Raw genomic sequence first — 17,584 nt, forward strand, 5'->3', positions numbered from 1 at the left:
GAACAGCCCGCACCCCGCAGATCACAGAACTCGGCAGACGCTCACGCACCCCACCCCGCCTGCTGCCCACCCACCCGCTCGGCCACGATCCGCTCGGCCCACCCGGACCGCCGATACGCAGCGAGAGGCTCGGGGTCCAGCCCCATCTCCTCGCGCACCTCCCGCAGCAACGGCCGCACATCCGTGTTGTACGCGTCCATCAGCACGGCGTTCGCCTCCAGCACGTCACCGGCCCGCTGCGCGGCGGCCAACGCCTCCCCGTCGACCAGGAGCGCCTTCGCCGTCGCCTCCTGGACGTTCATCACCGACCGGATGATCGCCGGGATCTTCGCCTCGATGTTGTGGCACTGGTCGAGCATGAACGCGACCTCGGACGTGAAGCCCCCGCCCCGGACCACCTCGTACATGATCCGGAAGAGCTGGAACGGATCGGCCGCCCCGACCATGAGGTCGTCGTCCGCGTAGAACCGGGAGTTGAAGTCGAACCCGCCGAGCTTGCCCTCCCGCAGCAGCGTCGCCACGATGAACTCGATGTTGGTGCCCGGCGCGTGGTGCCCCGTGTCGACCACGACCTGCGCCTTCGGCCCGAGCTTCAGGCAGTGCGCGTAGGCGGTGCCCCAGTCCGGCACGTCCGTCGTGTAGAACGCCGGCTCGAAGAACTTGTACTCCAGCAGCATCCGCTGCCCGTCCCCGAGCCGCTCGTAGACCTCCGCCAGCCCTTCGGCCAGCCGGTCCTGCCGCCCGCGGATGTCGTCCTGCCCGGGGTAGTTCGTCCCGTCGGCGAACCACAGCTTCAGATCCGTGGAGCCGGTCGCGTCCATGATGTCGACGCACTCCAGCAGGTGGTCCACGGCCTTGCGCCGCACCGCCGCGTCCGGATGGCAGATGCTCCCGAGCTTGTAGTCGTCGTCCTGGAAGGTGTTGGAGTTGATCGCCCCGAGTTTCACCCCCCGGTCCTCGGCGTGCTTGGCCAGCGCCGCGTAGTCGTCGACCCTGTCCCACGGGATGTGCAGCGCGACCGTGGGGGCGACGCCCGTGAACTCGTGCACCTTCGCCGCGTCGTCCAGCTTCTCCTGCGGCGTGCGCGGAACGCCCGCCTGCGCGAACACCTTGAACCGTGTGCCCGAGTTGCCGTACGCCCACGACGGCGTCTCGACGGCCTGTGTCTTGAGAGCGGCCTTCGCCGCGGCGAGCTCGGTCACGTCTGGGCTCCTGAGGCATCGGGTCGTCACGGCCTGGGCGCGACGACCTCCAATGAAACGATTCAGAACGCGAAGTTATGGGCCGCCCGAAGGGGTGTCAACCCCTCCCGTCGGACCGGCTTCCCGTGACCGGTGCGTGACCTTGCGTCCTCGAAACATTTTCGACCGGGACCCATTGACGTGACATGCGCGGCCCGCCTAACGTCCCGGCAACCCAGTTGAAACCTTTCACGACGCCCACGACGCCGCGAGGCGGTCCCGCCGGCGTCGTCGAGGAGCCCCCAATGACCCACCCGTCCACCACGGGTCCGGCCCCGGTCCTGGCGCTGAGGGACGTCTCCAAGTCCTTCGGCGCGGTCCGCGCCCTGCGGGACGTCTCCCTGGAGCTGTTCCCCGGGGAGGTGCACGCCCTGGCCGGCGAGAACGGTGCCGGCAAGTCGACCCTCATCAAGACCCTCGCCGGAGTGCACCGGCCGGACGCCGGCCAGGTGCTGCTCGACGGTGCGCCCGTCGCCTTCCACGGGCCCGGCGACGCACGCGACGCCGGCATCGCCGTGATCTACCAGGAGCCCACGCTCTTCCCCGACCTGTCGATCGCCGAGAACATCTACATGGGCCGCCGGCCGCGCCGCACGCTCGGCCGGATCGACCACAAGGCCACGCACCACGCCACCGCCGAGCTGATGAAGCGCCTCGGCGTCGAACTCGACCCCGACCGTCCCGCGCGCGGCCTGTCCATCGCGGACCAGCAGATCGTCGAGATCGCCAAGGCCCTCTCCTTCGACGCCCGCGTGCTGATCATGGACGAGCCGACCGCCGCCCTCACCGGCAGCGAGGTCGCCCGCCTCTTCGGCGTCGTACGGACCCTGAGCGAGCAGGGCGCCGCCGTGCTGTTCATCTCCCACCGGCTGGAGGAGATCTTCGAGATCTGCCGGCGGGTCACCACCCTGCGCGACGGCGCCCGGATCGCCAGCGAGCCGCTGGAGGGCATGACCGAGGACGACCTCGTGCGCCGCATGGTCGGCCGCGACCTCGACGAGCTGTACCCCAAGCAGGAGGTCGAGCCGGGCGAGGTCGCCCTGAGCGTGCGCCGGCTGACCCGTGAGGGCGTCTTCACCGACGTGTCCTTCGACGTCCGGCACGGCGAGATCGTCGGTCTCGCGGGGCTGGTCGGCGCCGGGCGCACGGAGGTCGCCCGGGCCGTCTTCGGCATCGACCGCTGGGACGCCGGCGAGGTGACCGTCCACGGCAGGCCCCTGGTCAACGGAGCCCCCTCCACCGCCATGGCCGCGGGCCTCGCCCTGGTCCCGGAGGACCGGCGCGCCCAGGGCCTGGTGATGGACATGTCCATCGAGCGGAACATCGGCCTCACCGGGCTGCGCACGACCGTGAGGGCCGGGCTGATGGACCGCGGCGCCGAGCGCAGCCGCTCCCTCGACTGGGCCGTCAAGCTCCAGGTCAAGTACGCGCGGATCGCCGACACGGTCAACACGCTCTCCGGCGGCAACCAGCAGAAGGTCGTCCTCGCCAAGTGGCTCGCCACCGGCCCCAGGGTGCTGATCGTCGACGAGCCGACCCGCGGCATCGACGTCGGCACCAAGGCCGAGGTGCACCGGCTGCTGTCCCAGCTGGCCGCCGACGGCGTGGCCGTCCTGATGATCTCCTCCGACCTGCCCGAGATCCTCGGCATGGCCGACCGCGTGCTGGTGATGCACGAGGGCCGCCTCACCGCCGAGATCCCGCGCTCCGACGCCACCGAGGAAACCGTGATGGCCGCAGCCACCGGGAGGGCCGCCGCATGACGGTCGTGACCCCGCAGGAGGCCCCCGTGGCCGAGGTGCCCAAGTCGAGCGGCACGCGCCTGGCCGATCGCGTCTTCAAGATGCGCGAACTGGCCATCCTGGTCGTCTTCCTGGTGATGATCGCCGTCACCCAGGCCGGCAACAGCGAGTTCCTGTCCGAGCAGGGCATCAAGGACCTGCTGCTGAACGCGACGATCCTCGTCCTGGTCGCCACCGGGCAGTCCCTCGTCGTCATCACCCGCAACGTCGACCTGTCCGTCGGCTCCACGCTCGGCATCAGCGCCTTCGCCGCCGGCACCCACCTCCAGGGCGGCGGCGACCCGGTCGTGGCGATCGCCCTTGCGGTGCTGCTCGGCATCGCCTTCGGGCTGCTCAACGGCCTCCTCGTCAGCCTCGGCCAGGTGCCCGCGCTCGTGGTCACCCTCGGCACGCTGTACATCATCCGCGGCATCGACTCCATCTGGGTCGGCTCCCGGCAGATCACCGCGGCCGACCTGCCCGGCGGGTTCGTCGACTTCGGCTCCGGCGGCATCTCGGCCGTGCCGTACCTGGCCCTGATCGCCCTGGCCGTCCTCGTCGCCACCGCCTACTACCTCAAGCACTTCGGCAGCGGCCGCGAGCTCTACGCCCTCGGCTCCAACCCGGAGGCGGCACGGCTCGCCGGCATCCCGGTGCGCAAGCGGATCCTCGCCGCGTACACCTTCTGCGGCGCCCTCGCCGGACTCGCCGGCGCGATGTACCTCGCCCGGTTCGGCAACGTCGACTCCGGCACCGGCAGCGGCTACGAACTGACCGTCGTCAGCGCGGTGGTGGTCGGCGGCGTCGTCTTCACCGGCGGCTCCGGCAGCGTCTACGGCGCGGCCCTCGGCGCGCTGCTGCTGACCTCGATCAACAGCGTGCTGCCCGCCCTCGGCGTCAGCTCCGTCTGGGTGCTCGCCATCAACGGCGTCCTGCTCATCCTCGCCATCGCGGTCGACCGGATCGTCGCGCTGCGCGTGGCCTCTGCCCTGAAGAAGAGGAACGCCCGCCATGGCTGACATCTCCCTGAGCCGAGCGGTCCGCTGGGACACGGTCGTCGGCGCCCTCCTCGTCGTCGTCCTGCTGTTCTCCTTCGGCTTCGTCGACGGGTTCGGCAACGCGCTCAACCTGTCGTTCCTGATCGGCAACACCCTGCCCATCGCGCTGATCGCGCTGCCGATGACCCTGCTGGTCGTCTCCGGCGAGATCGACCTGTCGGTCGCCTCCACCGCCGGTCTGTCCGGTGCCGTGATGGGCGCCCTGTGGAACCAGGGCATGGCCATCGAGGCGATCATCCCGGTCTGCCTGCTGCTGGGCCTGGTGTGCGGGCTGGTCAACGGGCTGCTGGTGACGCGGCTCGGGCTGCCGTCCCTCGCCGTCACGATCGGCACGCTGGCCGCCTACCGGGGCATCGCGCAGATCGTGCTCGGCTCCGACGCGGTGACCGACTTCCCGGCGCAGTACCTGGACTTCGCGTCCGGGCGCATCGGGGACACCTTCCTCCCGTACGCCTTCCTGCCGTTCCTCGTCCTGCTCGCCATCGCCGTGGTCGCACTGCACGCCACGCCGTTCGGGCGTTCCCTGTTCGCGATCGGGGCGAGCGAGGAGGCCGCCCGCTTCGCCGGGATCCGGGTCAGGCGGCAGAAGCTGATCCTGTTCACCCTCACCGGTCTCATGGCCTCCCTGACCGGCGTCTTCTGGGCGCTGCACTACGCCAGCGCCCGCTACGACAACGCGACCGGACTCGAACTGTCCGTCGTAGCAGCGGTGTTGCTCGGCGGTATCGACTTCGACGGCGGCAAGGGCACGCTGGGCGGCGCCATCGCCGGGGTGTTCCTGCTGGGGGCGCTGCAGAACGTGATGAGCCTCCAGGACGTGTCGGCGCAGTCGCAGATCGTCGTCACCGGCGTCCTGCTCGTTCTCTCCGTGCTCGGCCCCCGGGTCGTACGGCAGATCTCCACAGCGAGGGCGGGCCGCAGAGCCGCCTCGACTCCCACCTCGTAACCAGCCCTTCCTCAGCCCTTCCTCGTAAAGGACGACAGTCATGCGCAAGACGACCCTCCGCCGCAGTTGCGCGGCGCTCGCCACCGCCACCTCGCTCGCCCTGGCGCTCACCGCCTGCGGCGGCGGCACCACCAAGAAGGACGTCGCGAACGAGGGCGGCTCCGCGGCAGCCGCCGGCAAGGCCGACCCCGACGCCGAGCTGAAGAAGGGCCTGACCGTCGGCTTCCTGCCCAAGCAGGTCAACAACCCGTACTTCACCACCGCCGACCAGGGCGGCGAGAAGGCGCTGAAGGAGCTGGGCTCCAGCTACAAGGAGGTCGGGCCGTCCAGCGCGACCGACACCGCCGGGCAGGTCTCCTACGTCAACACGCTCACCCAGCAGCAGGTCGACGCGATGGCCGTGTCCGCGCAGGACCCGGGCGCCCTGTGCACCGCGCTCAAGCAGGCCATGAAGAACGGCGTCAAGGTCGTCACCTACGACTCCGACACCACCGCCGACTGCCGCAACGCCTTCGTCTCGCAGGCCTCCGCCGAGGACCTGGGCCGCACCGAGGTGCAGCTGCTCGCCAAGCAGATCGACCACAAGGGCGAGATCGCGATCCTGTCCGCCGCGCAGACGGCGACGAACCAGAACACCTGGATCGACTTCATGAAGGACGAGCTGAAGAAGCCCGAGTACAAGAACATGAAGCTGGTGAAGGTCGCGTACGGCAACGACGACGCCCAGCAGTCCTTCCAGCAGACCCAGGGCCTGCTCCAGGAGCACCCGAACCTGAAGGGGATCATCTCCCCGACCACCGTCGGCATCAAGGCCGCCGCACAGTACCTGTCGGGCTCCAAGTACAAGGGCAAGGTCAAGCTGACCGGCCTCGGCACCCCCAACGACATGCGCAAGTACGTCAAGAACGGCACCGTCGAGGCGTTCGAGCTGTGGGACCCGGCCAAGCTGGGCGAACTGGCCGCCCGTACCGCCGTCGCGCTGTCCTCCGGGCAGATCACCGGCAAGGAGGGCGAGACCTTCACGGCCGGCCCCATGGGCGAGTACACCATCGGCAAGGACGGCGTGATCAGCCTCGGCAAGCCGACCGTGTTCGACGCGAAGAACATCGACCAGTTCAACTTCTGATCCGCGGAGGGTTGTTGATGCAGCGCGTGTGCTTCCTGCTGAAGGTCAGGGCGGACCGCCTCGACGAGTACCGCGAGCGGCACGCCGCCGTGTGGCCGGAGATGCTGCGGGCGCTGAAGGAGACCGGCTGGCACAACTACTCGCTCTTCCTGCGCGAGGACGGACTGCTCGTCGGCTACCTGGAGACCGAGGACTTCGCGGCCGCCCGGGCCGGCATGGAAGCCACCGACGTCAACGCCCGCTGGCAGGCGGAGATGGCGCCGTTCTTCGAGTCGCCGGACGGCGCCCGGCCCGACGAGGCCATGCAACCGCTCACGGAAGTCTTCCACCTCGCATGACGACGGAGTCCACGAGATGCACAGACGTACCCTGCTGGCCGCCGCCCTCGCGGGCACCGTGGTGACCCCCGCCCTGGCCTCCGGCACCGCCCGGGCCGCGGGCCCCGGCCCCTCGGTCACCCGGACCGGCACCACCACCCTCGACAACCAGGCCCTCTTCTTCGTCTCCTACGACGGCCTGGTCAACAACAACGCGTTCCAGAAGAACGGCCTGCTGACCTACAAGGGCCACCAGTACGCCGTCTGGTACACCGCCGACCGCAACGCCGTCGTCGGCCGGCGCGCCCTCGGATCGAGCACCTGGTCCACCGTGAAGGTCGGCCACACCCTGCGCTACGACGACTCCCACAACGTCATCTCCATGGGCGTCTCCCGGGTCGACGGCCGGCTGCACCTCCACATGGACTCCCACAGCGACGGCTTCACCTACGTCAAGTCGGCCGCCGGGCTGATGGACGACCCCGGCGGCCTGAGCTGGACCGCGAGCCGCTTCGGCGCACCGCGGTCCACCCTCGACGGGCTCACCCTGACCTCGCAGTTCACCTACCCGCAGTTCGTCGCCACGCCGGAGGGCAGGCTGCAGCTCAGCTACCGCGTCGCCGTCTCCGGCAACGGCCGCAACGCGCTCGCCGAGTACGACGGCACCCGGTGGACCGCCCTGGGCGAGTGGTCGAGCTCCACCGGCACCTACACCAGCGAGCACGGCTCCTCCACCGCCCGCAACATGTACCTGCACGGCATCGACTACGACCGCAACGGCCGGCTGCACGCCTTCTTCACCTGGCGCGAGCAGAACGGCGCCGTGACGTGCAGCGGCGGCGGCATCACCAACCACGACACCGGCTACGTCCACTCCGACGACCGCGGCCGCACCTGGCGCAACGACGCGGGCACGGTCGTCGGCGTCACCGGCGGCTCCGACAAGGTGTCCGTGAACGACCCCGGCCTGGTCGTCGACCCGCTCGACCCGGACCACTCCCTGATGAACCAGGAGAGCCAGTTCACCGACTCCGCGGGCCGGCCGCACGCGATCATCTCCTACGTCCCCGGCCGCTTCGGCCAGTGCACCACGAACTACGTCTCCGACCGGACCAGGAACGGCCGCGCCTTCCACGTCCGCAAGAACGCCTCCGGCACCTGGCAGAAGACCGAGATACCGGTGCCGCTCAACTCCAGCCAGCGCACCAAGCTGATCCTGGACAGGTACGACAACGCCTACGCGATCTTCCCCTACGGCCGGATCGCCGCCGCCTCGGCCGCCTCCGGGTACGGCGACTGGAAGATCCTCTTCGACGGCGGCGGCCTCAACGCCTTCGGCGAGGTCGTCGTCGACGAGACCCGGGTCGCACAGGACGGGGTGCTGTCCTTCATGTACCAGGAGAAGTCCAGCGGTACGACACCCTCCGCCCTGCACGTCGCCGACTTCCGGCTGCCCGCCTGAGCACGGCCGGTTCCGGGGCGGCGTGCCGGTAATGTGAAGCCGCCCCGGGCCGCCGCCCCCCTCGTCTCCCTCTGGAGGTCCCTGCCCGATGGCCCAGTCGGTGGGTATCAAGGACGTCGCCCGTGCCGCCGGAGTCTCCGTCGGCACGGTGTCGAACGTGATCAACCGCCCGGACACGGTCGCCACCGAGACCCGGGCCCGCGTGCTGTCCGCGATAGACCGGCTCGGGTACGTCCGCAGCGAGTCCGCGCGCCAGCTGCGCGCCGGCCGCAGCCGCATCATGGGGCTGCTCGTCCTCGACATGGGCAACCCCTTCTTCGTCGACGTGGCCCGCGGCGCCGAGCGCGCCGCCCGCCGGGCCGGGCTCGGCGTGATGGTCTGCAACAGCGCCCAGGACCCGGGCGAGGAGGCCGAGTACCTCTCGCTCTTCGCCGAGCAGCGGGTCCGCGGCGTGCTGCTCACCCCTGCCGACGCCACCGGCCGCAACATCGAGGCGTTCCGGCGGCACGGCATCCCGTTCGTCCTGGTCGACCGGGTCGCCGAGGGCACCACCGAGTGCTCCGTCTCCGTCGACGACGTGGCGGGCGGCGCGCTGGCCGTGCGCCACCTCGTGGACGCCGGGCACCGGTCCATCGCCTACGTCAGCGGCCCGCCCGGCCTCAACCAGGTCCGCGACCGCCGCACCGGCGCCCTCGAAGCGCTCGCCGAGGCCGGACTGGGCCCCGGCGCGCTGCGCGAGCTGCCCACCGAACGGCTGGACGTCGCCGCCGGACGCGACGCCGGGGCCCGCCTGCTCGGGCTCGCCGACCGGCCCACCGCCGTGTTCTGTGCCAACGACCTGCTCGCCCTCGGTGTCCTGCAGGCCATGTACGCGGCCGGGGTGCGCGTCCCCGACGACCTCGCCATCGTCGGCTACGACGACATCGAGTTCGCCGCCGCCGCGGCCGTCCCGCTGACCTCGGTCCGCCAGCCCGCCGTCACCATGGGCGCCCTGGCCGCCGACCTGCTCCTGGAGGAGACCGAGGAGGAGAGCGCGGCCCGGCCCCACGAGCACCGGAGGGTCGTCCTCCAGCCCGAGCTGGTGGTCCGCCGCTCCAGCCTGTCCGGGCGCCGCCGCCCCTGAACCGCCGTTCAGCAAGGTTTCATGATCGAAGGGCTCACCCGCGGACGTTCCCTGTGATGAACTGGGACGCGGCCTGAGCATCCGTCCGTCCCGGGAGCCCTGTTGACCCTCAGCTACCGTCAGCCCGGAGTCGTCCTCACCGACCGCCGCTTCACCGTCCCCCTCGACCACGACCGCCCCGGCGGCGAGACCATCGAGCTGTACGCCCGCGAGGTCGTCGCGAGCGACAAGGCGCACCAGGACCTGCCGTGGCTGCTCTACCTCCAGGGCGGACCCGGCTTCGGCGCGGACCGCTCCGTCGGCCGGCCCGGCTGGCTCGGCAGGGCCCTGAAGGAGTACCGCGTCCTGCTCCTCGACCAGCGCGGTACCGGCCACAGCACACCCGCCAACCGCCAGACGCTCCCGCTGCGCGGCGGCCCGGCCGAGCAGGCCGGCTACCTCACGCACTTCCGCGCCGACGCGATCGTCCGCGACTGCGAGGCCATCCGCGCCGAGGTCACCGGCGGCGCCCCCTGGACCGTCCTCGGCCAGAGCTTCGGCGGCTTCTGCGCCACCAGCTACCTCTCCCTCGCCCCCGAAGGGCTCGCCGCCGCCGTCATCACCGGCGGACTGCCCTCCCTTGACGCGCACGCCGACGACGTCTACCGGGCCGCCTTCCCGCGCATCGAGCGCAAGGTCACCGCCCACTACGCCCGCTACCCGCAGGACGTCGAGCGCGCCCGCCGCATCGCCGACCACCTGCTCACCCACGACGTGGTCCTGCCCAACGGCTACCGGTTCACCGTCGAGGCCTTCCAGTCCCTCGGCATCGTCCTCGGCACCGGCGACGGCACCCACCGCCTGCACCACCTCCTGGAGGACGTCTTCGTCCGCACCCCGCGGGGCCTCGCGCTGTCCGACGCGTTCCAGGAGCAGGCGCAGCACCTGCTCAGCTTCGCCCGCCACCCGCTGTACGCCCTGATCCACGAGTCGATCTACGGCCAGGACGCCCGGCCCACCGCCTGGTCCGCCGAGCGGGTGCGTGCCGAGTTCCCGCGGTTCGACGCGGCCAAGGCCCTCGCGGGCGACGAACCGCTGCTGTTCACCGGAGAATCGATTCACCCCTGGATGTTCGCGTGCGACCCGGCCCTGCGCCCGCTGCGCGAGACCGCCGACCTGCTCGCCGCCCGCACCGACTGGACACCGCTGTACGACCCGGCTCGCCTGGCCGCCAACGAAGTGCCCGTCGCCGCCGCCGTCTACCACGACGACATGTACGTCGACACCGCCCACTCCCTGCGCACCGCCCGCGCGATCCGGGGCCTGCGCACCTGGGTGACGGACGAGTTCGAGCACGACGGGGTGCGCACCGGCGGCCCCCGCGTCCTCGACCGGCTGCTGGCACTGGCGCGCGACGAGGCGTGATGCCGGGGGCGCCGATTAGTCTGCCGACATGACGGAGCCGACGGTCACTCAACTCCAGCCCATGCCCGACGACTGGCGGCGTGCCCTCGCGGTCGTCGCCCACCCCGACGACCTCGAGTACGGCTGCTCCGCGGCGATCGCGGCCTGGACCGACGAGGGCCGCGAGGTCGCCTACCTGCTGGCGACCCGGGGCGAGGCGGGCATCGACACACTGGCACCCGAGGAGTGCGGGCCGCTGCGCGAACGCGAGCAGCGCGCGAGCGCGGCGGTGGTCGGCGTGTCGGAGGTGGAGTTCCTCGACCACCGGGACGGCGTCATCGAGTACGGCACCGCCCTGCGCCGCGACATCGCCGCCGCCATCCGCCGGCACCGGCCCGAACTGGTCATCACCCTCAACCACCGGGACACCTGGGGTGGGGTCGCCTGGAACACCCCGGACCACGTGGCCGTCGGCCGGGCCACCCTGGACGCGGCCGGCGACGCCGGCAACCGGTGGATCTTCCCGGAGCTCGCCGAACAGGGCCTCGACCCGTGGGACGGCGTGCGCTGGGTCGCCGTCGCCGGTTCCAGCACCCCCACGCACGCCGTCGACGCGGCACCCGGCCTGGAGCGCGCGGTGCGCTCGCTGCTGGAACACCGCACGTACATCGAGGCGCTGACCGACGAGGACCCGGAGACCTACGTCCGCGGGTTCCTGACCGGGCACGCCGAGTCCATGGGGGAGCGGTTCGGGGGCCGGCCGGCGGTGGCGTTCGAACTCTTCGGCAGATGACGGCGAAAGCACGGCAGCCGACGAAGGCCTTGTCCACCGGTTCGAGGAGCACCGCGGCCACCTGAAAGCGGCGGCGTACCGCATGCCGTGTGCGAGGTCGTTCAGGGGCGTGTAGTTACTCGCCGTAAGAGGTGCGATACTTCTCGTGCGCGAAGCCATGACGGGGAGGCACACATGGGGGACGGGCACCTGCCGCTGACAGAGGTCCTGGAGACCCTGCGCAGCCAGCTCACGGAACTGACGCGGGACACCGAAGGCAAGGAAATCCTCTTCGCCTTGAGCGAGGTCGAGCTGGAGCTCGGCGTGGAGGTCACCAGGGGTGGCGGACTGTCGGGAAAGGTGCGCTTCGGCGTCGTCGAGGGCGGCGCCGATGGCACCGCGGGCCGTAAAGCCACCCACACCGTCCGGGTCCGGCTGGAAGCCCGTACGACCCCCGAAGGCGGGCACATCATGATCAACGACATGGGCCGCGGACTGACTCCCCGCCCCCTCCAGCCCCCGGCCGCCCCGCGCCCGCAGGGGGAACGGCCGTCGACGGCTGAATGAGGGCACGTGTCGTGGAGGTGTCGGCCGAATCCGCCGGCGGTCTCCACTTCGGCACCGGATTCGCCGTGGCTCCCGGCCTCGTCCTGACGGCCGGCCACGTCGTGAGGGACGCCGACCGCATCAGCGTACGAGCTCTCGGGGACGAGACCGTGCTGCGCTGCCGTCGGCTCTGGACGGGCGAGCGGACCGACGCGGCGCTGCTGCAGGCCCCGCACGGTGCTCTGACGGGGGAACAGGTACGGCTCGGTGCCCTCGGCACTCTCGACGAGGCCGACTGCCGCGCCGTGGGATTCCCGCGCTTCCAGGCCGGCCACGGCACCGGCAACGACACCGAACAGCTCGCGGGTGTCATCGCGCCGGGGACGGGAGTGGTCAGCGGGCGGTGGCAGATGAAGGTCAAGGGCGACGTCCCGCCCGCCCGGTGGGAAGGACTGTCCGGCGCCGCCGTGTTCTCGGGCGGAGCCCTGATCGGCCTGGTCACCGAGGCCCTGCGCGAGTTCGTCCCCTCCCGGCTGCGCGTGGAGCCCCTGGACCGCATCGCGTCCGACCAGGGCTTCGCCGAAGCATGGCGACGCGTCACGGGCGCGGCACCGCCGGCCCTGGAGGCGGCCGACCTCAACGGACTCCTCACGACGTATGACTCCACACCGCACGCGAGTTCCCCGGGGGCGCTGCTGCGCGCCGAGGCGGGCGCCGTACGGTTCACCGGACGGGAGGACGAACTCGCCCGGCTCCGCCGATGGTGCGAGGGAGACGGTCTCCGTGTGCATCTCGTGACCGGTCCGGCAGGTGTGGGCAAGTCGCGGCTGGCGTTACGTCTCGCGGCGGAACGACGCGCCGCGGGCGAACACGCGGGAAACCTGCGATCGCCGTTGCCGGCCACCGCACTGGATCGCCTCGCCCGGCTGACCCGCCCGGTGCTGTGCGTCGTGGACTATGCCGAGACACGCCAGGAGGAGCTGGCCGCGCTGGTGTCGGCCGTCCGGGACCGGTGGGAAGGGGCGCCGCTTCGGCTGCTGCTGCTCGCCCGTACGGATCGGGAGTGGTACGACCGGCTCCGCGCCGAACTCGGCCTGCTGGCCCCGCACCCGATCCGGCTGGGCCCTCTCACACGCCCGGACCACGACGCGGCGTTCACCGAAGCCGCCCGCGATCTCGCGGCGGCCGTCCGTCGCCTTCCCGAAGCCTGGCCCATCGGCGATCCCGCGACGCTGCGTCCGCCACCGAACGCGGCCGAGTCACCCCTGGCCCTTCAGGCGGCAGCCCTGGTCGGACTGCTGCAGACCGGCGCCGGCGCTGTCCCGGTGACGGAGGGCAGCAGCGTGTGGGACGTCCTGCTGCGCCACGAACAGCTGTACTGGGGCCGTACGGCCCGCAGCCGCGAACTCGGTGTGTCACCCGAGCTGCGCTGTGAACTGGTGGTCGCGGCGGCGCTGCGGGAACCCCGGGAACTCGCCGAGGCACGTGGACTCGCCGCGGAAGTCCTGCACGCCGCGGACCCCCTCGAAGCGCGTCCGCGTCTGGTGGCCGACTGGCTGCGCGACCTGTACCCCGGCGAGGACGGCGCCTTCTGGGGCGGCCTGCGTCCCGACCGGCTGGCCGAGCACGCGGTGATGAACACGGTGGTGCAGGAACCGGACCTGCTCGTACGTCTCCTGCGGAACGCCCCGAACCGCCAGGCCGACGCGGCCCTGACCCTGCTGGCCAGGGCCGGGGCACACCGCCCGGAGGCCGCCCCCGCGCTCCGGCGGCTGCTCACCGAGCTGCCCCGGCTCGCGCCCCAGGCGGCACGGACCGCGGCCCGCAGCGAGCACCCCGCACCCCTCGCCCGGGCCATCGAGCACCTGCTTGACCAAGAGCGTCTGGACGCGGAGGAGTTGGGAGAGCTGGAGCGGGCGATCGCTCCGCAGAGCGTGGTGCTCGCCGGCCTCGCCGTCAGGGTCACCGAAGCGCTGGTGGACATCTGCGCGCGACCGAGTCAGGAGCATTCTCCGCACCGGGGCGACGCCGTCGGCGCCCTCGTCAGCCACGCGCAGCGACTCGCCGCGGCAGGCCGGGCGGCGGAAGCACTGGCCGCGCACACCAGGGCGTTCGCATCCGCCACGGCCCAGGCCGAAGGAGCTTGGTCGACCGACGTGGTGGTCACGGCTTCCGGCCTGGCACAGGCCTGCAGCGACACCGGCCGCCACGACGAAGCGCTCCATATCACCCGGACACTGGCCGAGCTGATGACGGACGACAGAAGGGGCCCGGTCTCGCCGGCCCTGGCGGGCTGGCACGTGATGATGCTGCTCGCCTTCGGTGCCCGGCTCAGCCAGGCGGGACAGCCGTCCACTGCCCTGGAGGTGGTCGACGAGGCGGTGGCGACGGCCCGGCGGCTCAGCGGCACGCCGGGGGCCGAGGACTTGCTGATGACGGCGCTGGAGAGCCGGGCACGGATGCTCCTCACGGCGGGACGTCCGTACGACGCGGTGGCCGCCGCACGGGAGGCGGTCACCGTCGTCCGTGCCGCTGCCGCCTCGGCGTCCGCGCAGTCCGACGGCCGGCTCGCGTGGTGCCTGCACGACCTGGCCCGCTGCCTTCGAGCGGTCGGGGCGCACACCGAGGAACTGGCGGCCCTGCGGGAAAGCGCGGGGATCCACCGGAAGCTGGCCTGCGACGAGCATCACCGGGTGGCCCTGCCCGAGGTGCTGGCCGAGCTGAGCCGCACTCTGTCCGGGGCCGGCCGGCTCGAGGAGGCCGTCGAGGCCGGTGAGGAGCGGGTGGCACGACAGCGCTCCCTGGTGTCCCTCGCGCCCGAGCGCTTCCAGGACGCCCTCGCCATGGCACTCCGGGAGCACGCGGCCCTCCTGCTGGACGCCGACCGCTTCACCGAGGCGAGGGCGGCGCTCGCCGAGGTGGAACGACTCCGGGATGAGACTCCGGCGCCGTGCCCGGCGGGACCGCTGTCCCCGCTCTCGCCCGAACCCCCGCCCCCATCACAGGAAACGGAAGCCCCCGCCATGCCGGAATCGCCGCTGAACGCAGCAGTCGACCAGCTCACGGCCCTTGTGACCGCGCAGCCCGACGACGCCGGACTGCGGCTGCTGATCGTCCAGGCCCTGGTCGCCGCCGGGCGAAGCGGCGAGGCTCTCCAGCACGCGCAGGAAGCCCTGCGGGCGGACCCGTCGAGTGCGGCCGCCCGCGAGGCCATGTCCGTCGCACTGCTGCCACGGCTCCCTGCCCCCGGGGAGCCCTCCGAGATGCCGGAACCCCCCGCCACACCCGGGCGACCGTCCGAAACTCCGGAACGGTTGCCGCCCGGCCCTCCGCGACCGGCCGAGAGACAAGCCCAGGCACGCACTGGCACGGACACCCCTGCCGACGAGGTCGTGGAGGTACAGCACACCGACGTGAAGCTGGCCGATGTGGCGGGGATGGCCGACGTCAAGGCGCGGCTGGAGACGGCGTTCTTCGCCCATCTGCGGAACCCGGAGATCGCCCGGAGCTACGGCCAGTCGCTGCGCGGCAGCCTGCTCCTGTACGGGCCTCCGGGCTGCGGCAAGACGTACCTCGCCCGGGCCGTCGCGGGCGAACTGGACGTCGGTTTCATCTCCGTCACGCTCGCCGACACCCTGGACATGTGGATGGGCAACTCGGAGAAGAACATCCAGGCCGTCTTCCGCGCCGCCCGGCGCAACAGTCCCTGCGTGCTCTTCCTCGACGAGGCGGACGCCATCGGCGGGAAGCGCTCCCTCAACCGCCACGCCAGCGGCATGCGCAACGTGGTGACCCAACTGCTCACCGAACTCGACTCCGTCGGCTCCGACAACGAGGGCGTCTTCGTCCTCGGGGCCAGCAACCATCCCTGGGACATCGACGACGCGCTGCTGCGTCCCGGCAGGTTCGACCGCACGCTCTTCGTCGCACCCCCCGACGCCGAGGCACGCAAGGCGATCATCCGGGCGCAGCTTCGGACTGTGCCGGCCTCCGACGTCGACCTGGGCGCGCTGGCCGCCGCCACCGAGAACTACTCGGGGGCCGACGTCGCTCATCTGTGCCGGTCGGCGATCGAGATCGCCATGCAGGACGCCATGGCCCGCGGGCGGATCAGAAGCGTGACGACCGCGGACTTCCACACCGCGCTGCGGGACGTCAGGCCCTCGGTCCGCCCCTGGTTCGAATCCGCGAAGAACGTGGTGGCCTTCGCGAGACAGGACGAACGCTACCGCGACCTCATCGCCTATCTGGAGCACAGGAAACGCAGGTGACCGTGGAACCGTCCACCTTGGAGCGCGTCACTCTGCTCACCGCCGCCCGGCGTTGGGAGGAGGCCCTGCGCGTTCTGGCGCCCGCGCTGGCCGGGGACCGGCGGGACCCTGCCGCGCTTCGGCTGCAGGCCGTGTGCCTGCTCGGAACCGGTGATCACGCCGGCGCACTGCGGGCCGCGAACCAGGCCGTCGCCGCCGGACCCGAAGAGGCTCGGTGCCACTTGGTGAAGGCCAGGGTCCTGCTGGTCGTGGCGAATCCCGGTGACGCCAGGAAGTCGGTCGAGCGGGCCATCCGACTCGACCCGCAGAACCCGGCGGCCTGGGCCCTGCGGGCTCTGGCGATCGGCTCGTTCATCGACTACCACCGGCAGGTGCGGTCGCACCGCGGCGACAGACGGGCCGTGAAGGAGTCGGCCGATGTCTACCTTCGGCTGGCCGCGGGTGCATGGGACAGCCAGGGGGCGTCCGACGCGGCCCGGGGACTCCACCTCGCCGGATACGCCCGCGCGGCACGCGGGCTCGTGCGGCGCGCTCTGCGCCAGGACCCGCAGAGCGCCCAGCTGACCGAGGTCCTGGGCGGGTTGGAGGCGGCGAGAGGAAACGCCCCGGCCGCGTGGCGGGCGCTCGAGGCGGCCGTCCGCACCGACGCGCAGCGGGCCTCGTCGGCGACCGAGGCGCTGAGGATGCTGTGGTCCGGCGCGACGATGCTCGCGCTGCTCCACTTGCTGCGCCTGTGCGCCTTCCTCGCCCTGATCTCGACGGCCGAAGAGACCGCGGGGCTGAGCGCCTCCCCCCGGATGGTCGTCGGTGGTCTCCTGCTGATGCCCGTGCTCTTCGCGTTCCTCAGACTCGCGCCCATCGCCTGGGGGGTGCGGGCCACGCTGCCGGACCTGCTCGGCCGACGCACGGCGTGGTACGGCTTCGCGCCTGCCTGCGCCGCAGCCACAGCCGCCGTGTTCGCGCCCCGGCCGTGGAGCGCCGTCGCGCTGGCCGCTGCCTGCACCGCCTGGTTCGCCGCCTGGCGGGTGCTGCACCGTGCGCATGACCAGCCCGTCACGCTCGCCCTGCTGCGCCGCGGCGTCGCGGACTGGCCGCACTACGTGACCCGGTGCTGGCTCTTCGGGCTCGCAGGAGGCGCGATCATGCTGGGGAGCCTGGCTACGGGCGTCTGGGAGCCCCTGCGCTTCACCATCTCGGGCATCCTGTTCACGCGGCTCGCCCTACTGCTGTTCGGCTTCACGTACCAGCCCCGCTTGCTGCGCGGACACTGGAAGAGATTCTCGGGAACCTGGCTGGGGCGCCGGTCCGCGGCGCTGTGCGGCCTGGTGCTCGCCGTCGCCTGGGTGCCGGACCCCGCCGGTTACGCGTTGCTGGTGTGTGCGGCGGTTCCGGCCTGGCAGGTGCAGCGCCGTCTCGGGCACCTCATCGAGTTCGGCCGCCCCGAGGAGGTGTTCCTGCACGACGGCCGGATCGTCTACCAGGTGCGGCACGGTTCCCGTGCACGGCGTCCGGAATGCTGGCCGCCCTGAGGCGGGCAGGGCCCGATGGGTAGCCTGAG

13 protein-coding genes are annotated in these 17,584 nt (G+C 71.8%); 12 read left to right on the forward strand and 1 reads right to left on the reverse strand.

Annotation, left to right across the window (positions count from 1 at the left end):
• Window positions 1-41 precede the first annotated feature (41 nt).
• A complete protein-coding gene (rhaI, locus tag ABZY20_RS08500) occupies window positions 42-1,202 on the reverse strand; it encodes an L-rhamnose isomerase (RefSeq protein WP_356438436.1) in 1,161 nt (386 codons plus the stop codon).
• A 284-nt stretch (window positions 1,203-1,486) separates the two neighbouring features.
• Between rhaI and ABZY20_RS08505 the strand changes: the two genes are divergently transcribed.
• The 12 genes from ABZY20_RS08505 (at window position 1,487) to ABZY20_RS08560 (ending at window position 17,555) form a co-directional block, all read left to right on the forward strand.
• On the forward strand, window positions 1,487-3,004 hold the full coding sequence (locus ABZY20_RS08505; protein WP_356438438.1) for a sugar ABC transporter ATP-binding protein: 1,518 nt from the start codon (window positions 1,487-1,489) through the stop codon (window positions 3,002-3,004).
• The gene (locus ABZY20_RS08510) at window positions 3,001-4,041 is read left to right on the forward strand and encodes an ABC transporter permease (RefSeq protein WP_356438441.1); all 1,041 of its coding nucleotides are present in this window, start codon (window positions 3,001-3,003) and stop codon (window positions 4,039-4,041) included. Before ABZY20_RS08505 ends, ABZY20_RS08510 begins: the two co-directional genes overlap by 4 nt.
• A complete protein-coding gene (locus ABZY20_RS08515; protein ID WP_356438444.1) occupies window positions 4,034-5,026 on the forward strand; it encodes an ABC transporter permease in 993 nt (330 codons plus the stop codon). The genes ABZY20_RS08510 and ABZY20_RS08515 overlap by 8 nt, the downstream gene beginning before the upstream one ends.
• A 40-nt stretch (window positions 5,027-5,066) precedes the next feature.
• The gene (gene rhaS / locus ABZY20_RS08520; RefSeq protein WP_356438446.1) at window positions 5,067-6,152 is read left to right on the forward strand and encodes a rhamnose ABC transporter substrate-binding protein; all 1,086 of its coding nucleotides are present in this window, start codon (window positions 5,067-5,069) and stop codon (window positions 6,150-6,152) included.
• Window positions 6,153-6,169: 17 nt separating this feature from the next.
• A complete protein-coding gene (locus ABZY20_RS08525; RefSeq protein WP_356438449.1) occupies window positions 6,170-6,490 on the forward strand; it encodes an L-rhamnose mutarotase in 321 nt (106 codons plus the stop codon).
• Window positions 6,491-6,506: 16 nt separating this feature from the next.
• Window positions 6,507-7,931, forward strand: coding sequence for a BNR repeat-containing protein (locus ABZY20_RS08530; RefSeq protein WP_356438452.1), 1,425 nt, complete (start codon window positions 6,507-6,509; stop codon window positions 7,929-7,931).
• Window positions 7,932-8,019: 88 nt separating this feature from the next.
• Complete coding sequence (locus ABZY20_RS08535) at window positions 8,020-9,054, forward strand: LacI family DNA-binding transcriptional regulator (RefSeq protein ID WP_356438455.1); 1,035 nt, start codon at window positions 8,020-8,022, stop codon at window positions 9,052-9,054.
• 102 nt (window positions 9,055-9,156) lie between these two features.
• Window positions 9,157-10,458 carry an alpha/beta fold hydrolase gene (locus tag ABZY20_RS08540; RefSeq protein WP_356438458.1) on the forward strand — a complete coding sequence of 434 codons (1,302 nt, stop codon included), beginning with the start codon at window positions 9,157-9,159 and terminating at the stop codon, window positions 10,456-10,458.
• A gap of 28 nt (window positions 10,459-10,486) precedes the next feature.
• A complete protein-coding gene (locus tag ABZY20_RS08545; RefSeq protein WP_356438461.1) occupies window positions 10,487-11,230 on the forward strand; it encodes a PIG-L deacetylase family protein in 744 nt (247 codons plus the stop codon).
• A gap of 174 nt (window positions 11,231-11,404) precedes the next feature.
• Window positions 11,405-11,776, forward strand: coding sequence for a trypco2 family protein (locus ABZY20_RS08550; RefSeq protein ID WP_356438464.1), 372 nt, complete (start codon window positions 11,405-11,407; stop codon window positions 11,774-11,776).
• 11 nt (window positions 11,777-11,787) lie between these two features.
• The gene (locus ABZY20_RS08555) at window positions 11,788-16,026 is read left to right on the forward strand and encodes an AAA family ATPase (RefSeq protein ID WP_356438467.1); all 4,239 of its coding nucleotides are present in this window, start codon (window positions 11,788-11,790) and stop codon (window positions 16,024-16,026) included.
• Window positions 16,023-17,555 (forward strand): tetratricopeptide repeat protein, encoded by a 1,533-nt coding sequence (locus tag ABZY20_RS08560; RefSeq protein WP_356438469.1) that lies wholly within the window; start codon window positions 16,023-16,025, stop codon window positions 17,553-17,555. The genes ABZY20_RS08555 and ABZY20_RS08560 overlap by 4 nt, the downstream gene beginning before the upstream one ends.
• Window positions 17,556-17,584 lie beyond the last annotated feature (29 nt).

The organism is Streptomyces sp. NPDC006624 (assembly GCF_040611555.1).
GTDB lineage: Bacteria > Actinomycetota > Actinomycetes > Streptomycetales > Streptomycetaceae > Streptomyces.

Bases quoted from the DNA above. Each gene is read 5' to 3' on its own strand.
- ABZY20_RS08505 (WP_356438438.1), top strand. From the start codon at position 1,487: ATGACCCACCCGTCCACCACGGGTCCGGCCCCGGTCCTGGCGCTGAGG.
- ABZY20_RS08510 (WP_356438441.1), top strand. From the start codon at position 3,001: ATGACGGTCGTGACCCCGCAGGAGGCCCCCGTGGCCGAGGTGCCCAAG.
- ABZY20_RS08515 (WP_356438444.1), top strand. From the start codon at position 4,034: ATGGCTGACATCTCCCTGAGCCGAGCGGTCCGCTGGGACACGGTCGTC.
- rhaS (WP_356438446.1), top strand. From the start codon at position 5,067: ATGCGCAAGACGACCCTCCGCCGCAGTTGCGCGGCGCTCGCCACCGCC.
- ABZY20_RS08525 (WP_356438449.1), top strand. From the start codon at position 6,170: ATGCAGCGCGTGTGCTTCCTGCTGAAGGTCAGGGCGGACCGCCTCGAC.
- ABZY20_RS08530 (WP_356438452.1), top strand. From the start codon at position 6,507: ATGCACAGACGTACCCTGCTGGCCGCCGCCCTCGCGGGCACCGTGGTG.
- ABZY20_RS08535 (WP_356438455.1), top strand. From the start codon at position 8,020: ATGGCCCAGTCGGTGGGTATCAAGGACGTCGCCCGTGCCGCCGGAGTC.
- ABZY20_RS08545 (WP_356438461.1), top strand. From the start codon at position 10,487: ATGACGGAGCCGACGGTCACTCAACTCCAGCCCATGCCCGACGACTGG.
- ABZY20_RS08550 (WP_356438464.1), top strand. From the start codon at position 11,405: ATGGGGGACGGGCACCTGCCGCTGACAGAGGTCCTGGAGACCCTGCGC.